Origin of the sequence: Photorhabdus namnaonensis (assembly GCF_001684335.1) — a bacterium.
Taxonomy (GTDB): domain Bacteria; phylum Pseudomonadota; class Gammaproteobacteria; order Enterobacterales; family Enterobacteriaceae; genus Photorhabdus; species Photorhabdus namnaonensis.
Window position 1 is genome coordinate 1 of sequence record NZ_LOIC01000093.1, and the last position, 14016, is coordinate 14016.

General features: G+C 42.5%; 12 protein-coding genes. 7 read left to right on the forward strand and 5 right to left on the reverse strand.

The genetic code is table 11. The annotated features are described in order from the left end of the window. Positions 1 to 157: 157 nt before the first annotated feature. The gene (gene gmhB, locus Phpb_RS20740; protein WP_065392028.1) at positions 158 to 724 is read right to left on the reverse strand and encodes a D-glycero-beta-D-manno-heptose 1,7-bisphosphate 7-phosphatase; all 567 of its coding nucleotides are present in this window, start codon (positions 722 to 724) and stop codon (positions 158 to 160) included. A 195-nt stretch (positions 725 to 919) separates the two neighbouring features. Here gmhB and metN point away from each other — a divergent pair, with 195 nt between their 5' ends. The 6 genes from metN (at position 920) to proS (ending at position 6567) form a co-directional block, all read left to right on the forward strand. Then, positions 920 to 1951 carry a methionine ABC transporter ATP-binding protein MetN gene (gene metN, locus Phpb_RS20745; RefSeq protein WP_065392029.1) on the forward strand — a complete coding sequence of 344 codons (1032 nt, stop codon included), beginning with the start codon at positions 920 to 922 and terminating at the stop codon, positions 1949 to 1951. Beyond that, positions 1944 to 2597: a methionine ABC transporter permease MetI gene (locus Phpb_RS20750; RefSeq protein ID WP_040154155.1), complete on the forward strand. Its 654-nt coding sequence runs from the start codon at positions 1944 to 1946 to the stop codon at positions 2595 to 2597. The genes metN and Phpb_RS20750 overlap by 8 nt, the downstream gene beginning before the upstream one ends. A 65-nt stretch (positions 2598 to 2662) precedes the next feature. Further along, positions 2663 to 3478, forward strand: a complete 816-nt coding sequence (locus Phpb_RS20755) for a MetQ/NlpA family lipoprotein (protein WP_036812082.1) — start codon at positions 2663 to 2665, stop codon at positions 3476 to 3478. 142 nt (positions 3479 to 3620) lie between these two features. Further along, positions 3621 to 4019 carry an Rcs stress response system protein RcsF gene (gene rcsF / locus Phpb_RS20760; protein WP_065392030.1) on the forward strand — a complete coding sequence of 133 codons (399 nt, stop codon included), beginning with the start codon at positions 3621 to 3623 and terminating at the stop codon, positions 4017 to 4019. Next, complete coding sequence (gene tsaA, locus Phpb_RS20765) at positions 4016 to 4723, forward strand: tRNA (N6-threonylcarbamoyladenosine(37)-N6)-methyltransferase TrmO (protein ID WP_065392031.1); 708 nt, start codon at positions 4016 to 4018, stop codon at positions 4721 to 4723. Before rcsF ends, tsaA begins: the two co-directional genes overlap by 4 nt. Positions 4724 to 4848: 125 nt before the next feature. Next, positions 4849 to 6567 carry a proline--tRNA ligase gene (gene proS / locus Phpb_RS20770; protein ID WP_065392032.1) on the forward strand — a complete coding sequence of 573 codons (1719 nt, stop codon included), beginning with the start codon at positions 4849 to 4851 and terminating at the stop codon, positions 6565 to 6567. Between the two features lie 108 nt (positions 6568 to 6675). Here proS and nlpE read toward each other — a convergent pair whose 3' ends face one another. Next, positions 6676 to 7341 carry an envelope stress response activation lipoprotein NlpE gene (gene nlpE / locus Phpb_RS20775; RefSeq protein WP_065392033.1) on the reverse strand — a complete coding sequence of 222 codons (666 nt, stop codon included), beginning with the start codon at positions 7339 to 7341 and terminating at the stop codon, positions 6676 to 6678. A 334-nt stretch (positions 7342 to 7675) separates the two neighbouring features. Here nlpE and rof point away from each other — a divergent pair, with 334 nt between their 5' ends. Then, the gene (gene rof, locus Phpb_RS20780) at positions 7676 to 7942 is read left to right on the forward strand and encodes a Rho-binding antiterminator (protein ID WP_036781226.1); all 267 of its coding nucleotides are present in this window, start codon (positions 7676 to 7678) and stop codon (positions 7940 to 7942) included. Between the two features lie 32 nt (positions 7943 to 7974). On the opposite strand, the gene tilS is transcribed toward rof, so the two are convergent. From tilS to dnaE, 3 genes are all read right to left on the reverse strand, one after another. After that, a complete protein-coding gene (tilS, locus tag Phpb_RS20785; RefSeq protein WP_065392034.1) occupies positions 7975 to 9303 on the reverse strand; it encodes a tRNA lysidine(34) synthetase TilS in 1329 nt (442 codons plus the stop codon). Between the two features lie 205 nt (positions 9304 to 9508). Beyond that, on the reverse strand, positions 9509 to 10468 hold the full coding sequence (gene accA / locus Phpb_RS20790; protein ID WP_065392035.1) for an acetyl-CoA carboxylase carboxyl transferase subunit alpha: 960 nt from the start codon (positions 10466 to 10468) through the stop codon (positions 9509 to 9511). 12 nt (positions 10469 to 10480) lie between these two features. Further along, positions 10481 to 13963, reverse strand: a complete 3483-nt coding sequence (gene dnaE / locus Phpb_RS20795) for a DNA polymerase III subunit alpha (RefSeq protein WP_065392036.1) — start codon at positions 13961 to 13963, stop codon at positions 10481 to 10483. Between the last annotated feature and the right edge of the window lie 53 nt (positions 13964 to 14016).

Sequence of the window (14016 nt, forward strand, 5' to 3'; positions counted from 1 at the left end):
CGCTTTTTCTCTGCCTGACCTCACAATGTTTATCAGCGTTGTGTCGGTCAGTGGTGGCGCATTATAGGGAGTTCTTTGACGCTGGCAAGTATTTATTTGAAAAAAATTTTTATTTGCAGATTTTTTCAACATAATGTTGATGTAAAGAACAAAAAGCCTATTTTTTGATGCCTTTAATTACTTTAGGTAAGTCTGCAAGACTATTTATTATCAAATCAGCTGCTTGTTCAGCTTCAGTGGTAACAGGTTTACCTGTGCGAACCAATACCTTAGTGCCAATTTTTGCCAGAGTCGCAGCTTGCATATCTTCGAGTTTGTCACCAATCATAAAAGAAGCCGTCATATCAATACCAAGTTCCCTCTGCGCGTCCAGCAACATACCCGGCTGTGGTTTGCGGCAGTCACAACTCTTCTTATATTGCCCTTCAGTTGCATCTGGATGATGAGGACAATAATAGATGCCATCCAAATCTACACCACGATCTGCTAGCGACCAATCCATCCATTCCGTCAGTTGCAAAAACTGCTCTTCATCGAAAATGCCACGGGCAATACCTGACTGGTTTGTAACTAATACCAGTGCATACCCCATCTTTTTCAATTCAATCATGGCTTCAATAACGCCATCGATAAATTGAAAATCATCTATTTCATGTACATAACCATGATCGATATTTATTGTTCCGTCACGATCTAAAAATACGGCAGGAATACCTTGTGTCACCCGATTGCTCCAAGAATGTAAGATGCCCTCAGTATCGCACGATTTAGCTATGAATGAGAATGCAGCAATTAATTTATTCACAGTTGACTTAGACGTCTAGACACCTTAACATCCGATTCAATAGGTGGTTTGCTTTCTCAAAAATGTTCAAGCCATCAATTTTCAAAATTTTTATAAAAACAAATAAGAATAAAAATGATAAAACTGTCTCATATCAATAAAATATTCCAGCAGGGTGCCCGTTCTATTAACGCGCTTTCAGATATCAGCCTACATGTTCCGCAAGGGCAAATTTACGGTGTCATTGGCTCATCTGGCGCAGGTAAAAGTACACTGATTCGCTGTGTAAATATGCTTGAGCGTCCAACTTCCGGGCAAGTACTGGTCGATGGTCAGGATTTAACTATCTTATCTGATAGTGATTTAACCCGTGCACGTCGTCGTATCGGCATGATTTTCCAGCATTTTAATTTGCTGTCTTCAAGAACAGTATTTGGCAACATAGCTTTACCTTTGGAATTAGATAACATTCCAAAGGCCGAAATCAAAAAGCGGGTAGACGAGTTATTGGAGCTTGTTGGTCTTGCAGATAAGCATGATGCTTATCCAGCAAATCTCTCTGGCGGACAGAAGCAACGTGTTGCTATTGCTCGTGCTCTGGCTAATTCACCTAAAGTACTTTTATGTGATGAAGCAACCAGCGCTCTGGATCCCGCAACAACACGTTCTATTCTGGAATTATTGAAAGACATTAATCGCCGTCTGGGACTAACCATTCTGTTGATTACACATGAAATGGATGTCGTCAAACGTATTTGTGATCAGGTAGCCGTTATTAGTGGTGGGCAATTGATTGAACAAGACATTGTTAGTGAAGTGTTCTCTCATCCCAAAACACCTATCGCTCAGGCATTTATTCAGTCAACTTTGCATCTGGATATCCCTGAAGATTATGTACAAAAAATGCAAAGCCACCCAGCACCAGATCTTAGTCCATTATTGAAATTAGAGTTCACCGGTCAGTCTGTAGATGCTCCACTGATTTCAATGGCGGTACGTCGTTTTGATATTGATATGAATATATTAAGTTCTCAAATCGACTATGCCGGTGGCGTAAAATTTGGTGTGATGCTAGCGGAATTACACGGTGAAAATGGCGGCGCTGAATCAACGATTAAGTTTTTACAAGATCATCATGTGAAAGTAGAGGTTCTCGGTTATGTCTGAAGGAATGATTTTATTACTGGCTAAAGGCGTCTGGGAAACCCTAGTAATGACTTTTGTTTCTGGTTTCTTTGGCTTCATTATCGGGTTGCCGATAGGTGTATTATTATATGTCACCCGTCCCGGTCAAATTATGGAAAATAGCAAGCTCTATCGTTTTCTTTCAGCGGTAGTCAATGTTTTTCGTTCTATTCCATTTATTATTTTACTGGTGTGGATGATTCCTTTTACCAGACTAATTGTGGGAACATCGATCGGTTTACAGGCTGCCATTGTCCCATTAACCATAGGTGCTGCACCATTTATCGCTCGTATGGTGGAAAATGCTTTATTAGAAATTCCATCGGGACTAATTGAAGCCGCTCGAGCAATGGGAGCAACCCCATTCCAGATTATAAAGAAAATTCTGTTACCTGAAGCATTACCCGGTTTGCTCAATGCAGCCACAATTACCCTCATTACTTTAGTCGGTTATTCGGCAATGGGAGGTGCTGTCGGTGCAGGAGGGTTAGGCCAGATTGGCTACCAATACGGTTATATCGGTTATAATGCAACAGTAATGAATACCGTATTAGTATTACTGGTTATTTTAGTTTATTTAATTCAATTAAGTGGTGACCGTTTAGTCAAGGCCACAACACATAAATAATAAGATCATTTTAATAGCAGTACCTGTGTCGGTACTAATAAATCAGTATTCTATAGGGGTAAAGTATGTCTGTTAAATTAAGAACAATCGCAACTATCAGCGCTCTTTTAGGTTCATTAATTTTGGCGGGTTGTGGGCAAGAAAAACAAGATCCAAACCATATTAAAGTCGGCGTTATCGTCGGTGCAGAGCAAGAAGTTGCTGAAATTGCGAAAAAAGTTGCTAAAGATAAATACGGTCTTGATGTAGAGTTGGTAACCTTTAATGATTTTGTATTACCAAACGAAGCGCTGAGTAAAGGTGATATTGATCTGAATGCATACCAGCACAAACCCTATATGGATCAACAAATCAAAGACCGTGGTTATAAGATGGTCATAGTTGGCAACTCTTTTGTTTATCCAATCGCGGGTTATTCCAAAAAAATTAAATCTTTGGATGAATTACAGGATGGTTCCCAAATTGCGTTACCAAACGATCCAACGAACTTAGGCCGTTCTTTATTACTGTTACAGAAACAAGGTCTAATTAAACTGAAAGATGGCATAGGTTTATTGCCAACAGTTTTAGACATTGTTGAAAACCCTAAGAATCTAAAACTAGTCGAACTGGAAGCTCCACAATTACCACGTTCACTGGATGATCAAAAAATCGCTCTGGCAATCATCAACACGACATATGCCAGCCAAATTGGCCTGACTCCAGCGAAAGATGGTTTATTCGTTGAAGATAAAGATTCTCCATATGTAAACCTACTGGTTAGTCGAGAAGATAATAAAGATGCTGAAAACGTTAAGAAATTCGTTAAGGCATATCAATCCGACGAAGTTGATGAAGCTGCCAATAAGATCTTTAATGGTGGCGCAGTGAAAGGTTGGTAATCTTTCATATTACGCTCATCGATATTAGAATAATCAGGCGGACAGATTGTCCGCCTGATTTATTATGGCATCATGTTTTCGGTATTTTTCGTTAACCTAAACTACTCGCTTAACTTTAGCAGTGAAAATTCGAGGATCTATAATGCGTAGGCTACTTGCCTCTTTGTTAGCACTGTCCATGACAGGATGTTCAATGCAACAAACAACATTTACTGACTCTTCCCAGTTATCAGATATGAGACTCACAAAACTATCAACTGGCGAAAAAAGACATTTTTCCTCATCCGTAAAGTTATATACCAAGAATGAAGAATTATTAGGTGCCTCATTTAAAGATTTAGGGATTGTTTCTGGTCAATCATGTCGCAGCTCCTTACAAGATCCACCAGCGAATATCACCGTGGCTCGCAACCAGATGATAACCAAAGCAGCTTATTTGGATGCTAACGCTGTTTTATTGCATCAATGCGAAATATTATCAGGCCAAGGATGCTACCAGATAGCGATATGTGAAGGTTCAGCCCTGCTTATCACCCAATGACCGATTTCCATTTCACGCAGATAGGGGTTATCCACTCCCCTTATAAAGAAAAATTTGCCGTTCCCCGCCAACCAGGTCTTATTGAAGATGGTGGTGGGAAATTGGTGCTTCTCCCTCCCTATAATCAACCGGATGCAGTTCGTGGTCTGGAACAATTTAGTCATCTGTGGGTTATTTTTATCTTCCATCAAACAATAGAAGGCGGTTGGAAGCCAATGGTGCGTCCTCCTCGTCTAGGCGGCAATGCAAAAATGGGCGTATTCGCAACCCGTTCGACTTTTCGACCAAACCCAATTGGTATGTCTCTGATTGAACTTAAAGGGATCGAATACAAGAAAGGTCAAGTTACTCTGGAACTGGGTAGCCTGGATTTAGTTGATGGCACGCCTGTTATTGATATTAAGCCTTATTTACCTTTTGCTGAATGTCAGCCACATGCAGTGGCAGGTTTTGCACAGCAAGCCCCTTCTACCGATATGGAAGTGATATTTTCGCCTGCCGCTGAGCAACAGCTCATTTCAGTTCAAAATATTTATCCGAACTTACGCCGTTTTATTAGTCAGGTTTTGGCTCAAGATCCTCGTCCTGCTTACCGGAGAGGAGAACAGGAAAATCGGGAATATGCAACTCATTTACTGGATTTTAATGTACGCTGGAGAATCTGTGACACATTAACCGAAGTGGTCTCCATAGATCCCCATTAAAAATCAGCATATACCCTTTTGGCATCTTAAACTCACTGGTAGACTAAAGGCTTATTTTCGTTTTCTTATTGGCTGGCAAATTTTTGCCAGTCAGAAGCAATTTGCTGCTCTAATGGAACCTAACAATGCGTACTAGCCAATATCTGCTCTCTACATTAAAAGAGACTCCTGCCGATGCGGAGGTTGTCAGCCATAAGCTGATGCTGCGTGCGGGCATGATCCGTAAACTCGCTTCAGGTCTGTATAATTGGATGCCTACAGGTATCCGTGTACTCAAAAAAGTCGAAAAAATTGTTCGAGAAGAGATGAACAATGCCGGAGCGATTGAAATATCTATGCCCGTCGTACAGCCGGCGGATCTATGGCAAGAAAGTGGCCGTTGGGAACAATATGGTCCAGAGTTACTGCGTTTTGTTGACCGAGGTGATCGTCCTTTTGTGCTAGGTCCAACTCATGAAGAGGTCATCACCGATTTGATCCGCAATGAAGTCAGCTCATATAAGCAGTTACCACTGACTTTATTCCAGATTCAGACTAAATTTCGCGATGAAGTTCGCCCTCGTTTCGGTGTGATGCGTTCCCGTGAATTCCTAATGAAAGACGCTTACTCTTTCCATGCTACCCAGGCATCATTACAAGAAACTTACGACAACATGTACGAAGCCTACAGCAAAATTTTTACTCGTATAGGTTTGGATTTTCGTGCTGTCCTAGCAGACACCGGTTCCATCGGTGGTAGTGCTTCCCATGAGTTTCAGGTTCTGGCAACCAGTGGAGAAGATGATATCGTTTTCTCAACTGAATCCAATTACGCAGCTAATATTGAATTAGCCGAAGCTGTCGCCCCAGTTCATGATCGCGCAGCACCAACAGAAGAAATGCATCTGGTAGAAACTCCAAATGCAAAAACAATTGCAGAACTGGTTGAGCAATTCAATCTGCCAATTGATAAAACCGTTAAAACCCTGATGGTTCACGCAACAAAAGACGCAGGTCATAAATTGATTGCCTTACTGGTTCGCGGCGACCACGAACTTAATGGAATCAAAGCAGAGAAATTATCTTTAGTTGCCAGCCCACTGACTTTTGCTACCGAAGAAGAGATTCGTTCAATTGTTGGTGCGGGCCCGGGTTCATTGGGACCTGTCAATCTGCCAATACCCGTTATTATCGACCGCAGTGTGGCAGTAATGAGTGACTTTGGCGCAGGCGCCAATATCGATGACAAACACTATTTCGGCATCAACTGGGAGCGTGATCTGCCGCTACCACAAATTGCTGATATCCGTAATGTTGTTGAAGGTGATGACAGCCCGGATGGTAAAGGGACATTACTCATCAAACGAGGTATTGAAGTTGGTCACATCTTCCAACTTGGCACCAAATATTCTGATGCCATGAAAGCGGCAGTTCAAGGCGAAGACGGTCACAATCAGATAGTCACTATGGGCTGTTATGGTATTGGTGTTACTCGTATTGTCGCCGCAGCGATTGAACAAAATCACGATGACCGCGGTATCATCTGGCCTGATGCAATTGCACCATTCCAAGTTGCTATTTTACCAATGAACATGCACAAGTCATACCGTGTTAAAGAAGTCGCAGAAAAACTGTATGCCGATCTACGCGCTAGCGACATTGATGTTATTTTTGATGATCGCAAGGAACGTCCAGGCGTGATGTTTGCCGATATGGAGCTTATCGGTGTACCACACACTATCGTCATTGGTGACCGTAATCTTGATAATGGCGAAGTAGAATATAAACATCGTCGCGGTGATGAAAAACAGATGCTAAAACTAGACGACGTTGTTGATTACTTGAAGCAACAACTTGGTTGTTAATTAGGATTATTGCAGTAATTTATTGAATAGTATGGTGATAATGGTCATGACGCAACAGAGCATTTTACACTTCTTAGCCCATTATCACCATTCATACTGAAGTTAGAATTATTTCTTCATATTACAAGATTTCGATTTATCGAAATGGATTTTACCTGTCTGAATCAAAGCGGAATCAAATTGCCCATCTTCCATTGAAGGACGGACGCTGTAATAACCTTCAACTTCAACATAAACCGGCGTTCCACCTTCCACACCGACTTGGTGATAGCCTTGCTCCACATCCAGACTTTCCGTTACAGCATACCGCTTACCTGTAGTACAATCTGTAAACAAAGCAGCATCAGCCATATAACTGTATTCACCCGCCAGTTTCTTCGGTTTTACCCGTTGCAGTTCATAATTGAATGATGATTCAATCTTATTGCCTTCAATATCGAGCATTACTAGGTTTTCACCTTTCGGCAGATAATAAGATTTCTGGTCGTCTGATTTTGTCAGGCGAATTTTCTCTCCATCTTTCGCCCATAGACCGGATTCAAAGAATGACTGGTCACCATCACGAGCACCAAGATAAGTTTGTTCCAGAATATAAGTACCGTCATTATCCAATAACAGTGTGGTATCAATACCAGAACAATCAGCGCAAGGAAGAGTACCATAAAAAGTTTGATCTACTGGCTGCGAACTCGTTTGCTGTGCTGAATTACCTTTACATCCCATCAAAGCAGATACGCCCACTGCAACTAACGCTGTCAAAAGTTTTTTATTCACATTTATCTCCACACAGTATGATGAGCTCTATAATTCTCATCTTATAAGTAACACAAGGAACATAGCGATTATTCAAGCCTAATAGCGTAAGTACTGTCCTTCTTAAGGATGTTACCCGATAATAGTAAAATAACGTGGGCCGATTTTAATACTTTTGTCAGGAACTTGCTGTGAAATAAGACTTTTATTTATTTACTGTTCAGAATGAATAACCAAAGTTATTCATTAATCACGATTGATTTCCTGTGCTATAGTCATTAACAGTGCTTTTGAGTTACAATTTTTAACAACCACGGGCGGCAATAACCGCCACTAACCATAGTGGTGAGCGAATATGTCTATAAATACTGAATATCAACCAATTAACTGTGACGACTACGACAATCTTGAGTCAACTTGCCAACATCAGCTCCATCTCCACATAAAGTTGCGGGGCGGGGAAGTTATTGAAGGAAAAGCCTGTGATTTGGTTTTAAGAAAAAAAGTTGAATACTTGATAATTGAAACAGAAGGTAAACCCCGTGAATTGCGGTTAGATCATATTGCCAGTTTCAGTCACCCTAAAATTGGCACTATTACTATTGAACACTCTGAATCTTGATAGAAAACAGCCGCCTTTGGCGGCTTAACGTTTTATTTTAACAGCGTTTTATGCCAGTTAATTGTTAACATCTCTCTTCCTTCTGCCGCTTCACTTCCCTTGGTAACAAAAACACCTAACGCCGCTATCAATTGTTCGTTGTAATAAAGCAATGGAATTCGTTCTCTAAACCACGGAGCGACCCCAAGCTCTTGCCACAATTTTTTACTATGCCGGGAGTGTTGACGCCCCACAATACTTATCATTCCCTGGACACCAAAGCGAATAGTCACTCGTTCATTATCAGCCGGGACCCTTACTTGAATACCACAATCAGAAATATTCAATTCTCCTAAGCGATCCGGTAATACCAAAGTATTGCAAATATCCCACTCAAGAATAGTCTCTCTCAACGATTGACACTGAGGAACCAGCCAGAGTTTTTGCTTATAACGGCGTACATCATATTTACCAAATTGTAACCGAGGCTCAGCATCAGTACGAGCAAGAGCCACCTCATGCCAAAGCCGGCTAAGCTGTTCTCGTGAAGGCATTTTCATCTCATGGTAACCAAACCAACGGCGTAACAAAGCATTTCGTTTGGCTTCTGAACATACAACCAAAGACGAAATACCCAAAGCACCATCTTGGGTTATCAGCTCTTTCAAAGACTCATTCAGTAATTCATCTAGAAGCTGTTCTTGTTCACCACATAAACTTGCACTACGAGCAGCCGACTGAGGGAAATGCGGCCAACGTTGATTCAGTAACGGCATGATATGTAAACGCAGAAAATTTCTGTCATAACGATCATCTTGATTACTGTCGTCTTCAATCCAATTCAGACGATGTTTACTGGCATACATTTCCAATTCATTCCGACTATAATCAAGTAACGGACGTAACAATAATGTATCAGCAAATACAGCGATTGAAGGCATAGAAGCAAGACCTGCCGGACCACTACCTCGCTTTAATGCCAGTAAAAAAGTCTCCGCCTGATCATCAAGATGTTGAGCTGTTACCAAAATTTCGTCTTTTTGTAATTCGCGCTTGAATACCTGATATCGAGCCTCGCGAGCCGCAGCCTCTATCCCTTTTTGACGAGCATCTATTGTGACTCTTGCAAAATGAAACGCCACTTGCCAGTCATCACAGATCTGCTGGCAATGCTCAACCCATTGATCTGCTTTTAGGTTTAAACCGTGGTGAATATGCATTGCTCTTAGTTGAATTTCCTGATTATGTTGATTACGCCAATTAACCAGCAAATGAAGCAAAACAGAGGAATCTAATCCACCACTGAATCCAACCAAGATTTTCTTATATTCACCAAGCTGTTTAGCCAAAGTGACAAATAGTCGCTCATTAATGTTTGTCATTACAAATTCAAACGTTCTCTAATGTGCAGTAATATGAATTCGCTATCGCCTATTTTATTCAGTTTAAGATCACTGCCCGTTAATAACGCTTTCCGTCACTTTCATTAAAAATACAAAATAAAGCAGAAACAGTAAAGGATGGAAATAGCTGAAATTTATCAGTTACAATCATTTCCACCCCTCATGCAAACAATGAGTTCAGATATCAACAATAACCATATTGCATTAAACGCTGATATCGGCGGTCGATTAACTCTTCAGATGTCAGATGATCAAGCTCTGCCAGATCAACCAACAACTGAGCTTTCAACGACGCGGATATTGCTTCATAGTCACGATGGGCGCCACCTAATGGCTCTGAGATCACTGTATCGATCAATTCCAATTCTTTCAAACGAGATGCGATAATCCCCATCGCTTCTGCCGCCAAAGGTGCTTTTTCCGCACTTTTCCACAAAATTGAAGCACAACCTTCTGGGGAGATAACAGAATAAGTGCTGTATTGCAGCATATTCACTTTATCACCAACACCAATCGCCAATGCGCCACCAGAGCCGCCTTCACCAATCACAGTACAAATAACAGGCACAGACAGGCGGGACATTTCACGCAAGTTGCGAGCAATCGCCTCAGATTGACCGCGCTCTTCTGCACCAACCCCTGGATATGCGCCAGGAGTATCAATGAAAGTAATAATTGGCAGTTTAAAGCGCTCGGCCATTTCCATCAGGCGCAAAGCCTTACGATACCCTTCTGGCGCCGGCATACCGAAATTACGGCGAATTTTTTCTTTGGTTTCACGGCCTTTTTGGTGACCAATAACCATCACTGGACGCCCATCAAGACGAGCCAGACCACCCACAATCGCTTTGTCATCAGCATAAGCACGATCACCAGCAAGCTCTTCAAAATCAGTAAAAATATGCTGAATATAGTCCAACGTATAAGGACGACGTGGGTGCCTGGCAAGTTGAGCAATTTGCCAGGCACCTAAATCTGAAAAGATTTTACGAGTCAATTCCAGACTTTTTTCCCGCAAACGTTGTACTTCTTCATCCAGATTTATATCTAATTTTTCACCTTGACGGCTAACTGCGGTTAGCGAATCAATTTTCGCTTCCAGCTCGGCAATCGGCTGTTCAAATTCAAGAAAATTCAGACTCATAACATTCCTATTTTAGTCAAATTCTAATTCTACCTGCTCATTACCCAGCAGAGTTCGCAAATCTGTCAGAAGGTTATCCGTTGGCGTTACCCTCCACGTCGCACCAAATCTTAAACGGGCACGGGCGTCTTCCCTCTGGTAATAAAGATGAACTGGTATCGTTCCCGAACGATGTGGTTCCAACACACTCCGAAGACGGTTCAACAATTGATCATCAATTTGCCTGTCTGACAGCGAGATAGCAAGCCCACGCGCATATTTTTCACGCGCTTCACTAATATCCATTAATTCACGAGCTGTCATTTTAAGACCGCCATTGAAGTCATCAAAGCTGACCTGCCCTGTAGCAATTAATATCCGGTCTTGTTCTAACAAATGCCGGTATTTCTCCAAGGCATCGGAAAATAACATAACTTCTAGACGTCCTGAACGGTCATCTAAGGTACAAATACCAATCCGGTTACCCCGTTTGGTTATAATCACTTTGGACGCTAACACCAACCCTATCACAGTCGTTACCTGACCGCGTGGTGTTGGATTCACATCTTTTAACCTCAATCCATTAGTATAGCGCTCAATTTCTTTTAAATAACGGGTAATAGGATGCCCAGTTAAATAGAGACCCAACGTTTCCCGTTCACCGTCAAGAACTATCTGTTCCGGCCATTGAGGAATATTGGCATAAGAACGTTCCACTTCTTCTGGCTCTTCTGCTAATACGCCAAACATATCAGTCTGACCAGTAGCTTCTGCTTTAGCATGTTGATCTGCCGCTTTTAGGGCATCTTCCAGCGTAGACATCAGAGCTGCACGGTGCGGCCCCAAACGGTCAAATGCCCCTGACATGATCAGCTTTTCCATCACTCGGCGACTTAACTTCTTGATGTCAACACGGGCACATAAATCAAACAATTCTCTAAAATAACCACCGTTCTGGCGAGCTTCGATGATCGCTTCAATCGGCCCTTCACCTACCCCTTTAATTGCACCGATACCATATACGATCTCCCCGTCATCATTAACGTGGAAATGATACAAGCCACTATTGATATCAGGTGGTAAGATTTTCAGCCCCATGCGCCAACATTCATCAATCAAACCAACAACTTTTTCTGTATTATCCATATCAGCAGTCATTACCGCAGCCATGAATTCAGCCGGGTAATGTGCTTTCAACCATAAGGTCTGATAAGAAACCAAAGCATACGCAGCAGAGTGAGATTTGTTAAATCCGTAACCAGCAAACTTCTCTACCAAGTCAAAGATTTTCATTGCCAGTTGGCCATCAATCCCCAGTTTTTTTGCGCCCTCTTCAAAGACAGAACGCTGTTTAGCCATCTCCTCCGGCTTTTTCTTGCCCATCGCTCGTCGGAGCATATCTGCACCACCGAGCGTATATCCCGCCAATACTTGGGCAATCTGCATCACTTGTTCTTGATAAAGGATAATGCCGTAAGTTGGCTCTAACACTGGCTGTAAAGATTCGTGCTGCCACTGTATATCCGGGTATGAGATCTCTTCCCGACCGTGTTTGCGGTCAATGAAGTTATCCACCATGCCTGATTGCAAAGGACCTGGACGGAATAAAGCAACAAGCGCGATCATATCTTCGAAGCAGTCGGGACGCAGACGTTTAATCAGATCCTTCATACCACGGGATTCAAGCTGAAATACCGCTGTTGTTTCAGCGCGTTGCAACATATCAAAGCTTTTAGCGTCACTCAGCGGAATCGCTGTAATATCAATCGGCTCTAGACCTTTCTTCGCTCTCCGCGCGTTGATCATCTCTAATGCCCAGTTGATAATGGTCAGTGTCCTCAGTCCGAGGAAATCAAATTTCACCAACCCTGCATATTCCACATCGTTCTTATCAAACTGAGTAACCGGGTTCAAACCTTCCGGGTCACAATAGAGAGGCGAAAAATCGGTGATCTTAGTTGGGGCGATAACCACCCCGCCCGCGTGTTTCCCGGCATTACGAGTGACACCTTCCAATTTACGCGCCATATCTATCAGCGCCTTAACTTCCTCATCCGCCTCATAGATTTCAGGAAGTTGAGGCTCCGCGGCAAATGCTTTCTCCAACGTCATACCTGGATCAAGCGGTATCAATTTGGAAATCCTATCAACAAATCCGTATGGATGCCCTAGCACTCGGCCAACATCCCGGATTACCGCTTTCGCTGCCATTGTACCGAATGTGATGATCTGAGATACGGCGTCACGGCCATATATATCAGCCACATGATCAATCACCAGATCGCGTTTTTCCATACAGAAATCGACGTCAAAATCGGGCATCGAAACACGTTCAGGGTTTAGGAATCGTTCAAATAGCAGGTCAAATTCCAAAGGATCGAGATCAGTTATTTTTAGGGCATAAGCCACCAAAGAACCTGCCCCCGAACCACGTCCAGGACCTACAGGAACACCGTTGTCTTTCGACCACTGAATGAATTCCATCACGATCAGGAAGTAGCCAGGAAATCCCATCTGGTTGATAACCCGAAGTTCAACATCGAGTCTCTCATCATATTCAAGACGTTTTTCTGCACGTACTTTAGGATCTGGATAGAGAAATGCCAAGCGTTCTTCCAACCCTTGTTTAGATCTATCTATCAGATAATCTTCGGTACTCATTTCTCCCGTAGGGAATTGCGGCAGGAAATATTCACCAAGGCGAATAGTGACATTACAGCGCTTAGCAATTTCTACACTGTTCTCCAGCGCTTCAGGAATATCAGCGAATAGTTCACACATTTCCTGTTCACTACGCAGATATTGCTGAGGACTGTAATTTTTCGGGCGTTTGGGGTCGGCCAAAGTATAGCCATCATGAATCGCTACGCGAATCTCATGTGCATCAAAATCTTCGCTATCAATGAAACAAACATCATTAGTTGCAACGACTGGCAGGTTTTTTTCCGTTGCCAGTGCAACCGCGGCATGAAGATAACTTTCTTCATCTGCACGCCCAGTGCGGCTCAACTCCAAATAATAACAGCCGGGAAAATGCTCCTGATAAAACTCAAGGCATTGGTCCACCATGACCTGATTACCACGTAGCAGGAATTTACCCACATCCCCCATACGGCCACCAGAGAGTAAGATTAGACCTTCTTTATGGTTTATCAGCCATGCTAGTTTAATTGTCGGACCAATCGCACCATATCCCTTCTGATAAGCCTCTGATATCAGCAACGTCAGGTTATGATAACCGGTATTATTGCGCGCAAGAATGGTGAGGCTAGCGTACTCATCACCAAGCAGTTCACTTTCTACATAGAAATCAGCACCAATAATCGGTTTTACTCCTGCTCCATGAGCACTGCCGTAAAATCTCACCAACCCACACAAATTAGTAAAATCAGTGATCGCAAAAGCCGGCATACCTAACTGCGCAACCTTTTTCACTAAAGGGCTAGTTTTGGCTAAGCCATCAATCATTGAATAGTCGCTGTGAACACGTAAGTGCACAAAACGGGGTTCGGCCATATATTTATCCAGATGATATCAATTTGAAGAATAGCGGTATTCAGTCAACCAGT

Excerpts from the sequence above, each read along its gene's own strand:
- rof (WP_036781226.1), top strand. The coding sequence starts at position 7,676 with ATGTCTATAAATACTGAATATCAACCAATTAACTGTGACGACTACGAC.
- Phpb_RS20755 (WP_036812082.1), top strand. The coding sequence starts at position 2,663 with ATGTCTGTTAAATTAAGAACAATCGCAACTATCAGCGCTCTTTTAGGT.
- tilS (WP_065392034.1), bottom strand. The coding sequence starts at position 9,303 with ATGACAAACATTAATGAGCGACTATTTGTCACTTTGGCTAAACAGCTT.
- accA (WP_065392035.1), bottom strand. The coding sequence starts at position 10,468 with ATGAGTCTGAATTTTCTTGAATTTGAACAGCCGATTGCCGAGCTGGAA.
- tsaA (WP_065392031.1), top strand. The coding sequence starts at position 4,016 with ATGACCGATTTCCATTTCACGCAGATAGGGGTTATCCACTCCCCTTAT.
- proS (WP_065392032.1), top strand. The coding sequence starts at position 4,849 with ATGCGTACTAGCCAATATCTGCTCTCTACATTAAAAGAGACTCCTGCC.
- Phpb_RS20750 (WP_040154155.1), top strand. The coding sequence starts at position 1,944 with ATGTCTGAAGGAATGATTTTATTACTGGCTAAAGGCGTCTGGGAAACC.
- rcsF (WP_065392030.1), top strand. The coding sequence starts at position 3,621 with ATGCGTAGGCTACTTGCCTCTTTGTTAGCACTGTCCATGACAGGATGT.
- dnaE (WP_065392036.1), bottom strand. The coding sequence starts at position 13,963 with ATGGCCGAACCCCGTTTTGTGCACTTACGTGTTCACAGCGACTATTCA.
- metN (WP_065392029.1), top strand. The coding sequence starts at position 920 with ATGATAAAACTGTCTCATATCAATAAAATATTCCAGCAGGGTGCCCGT.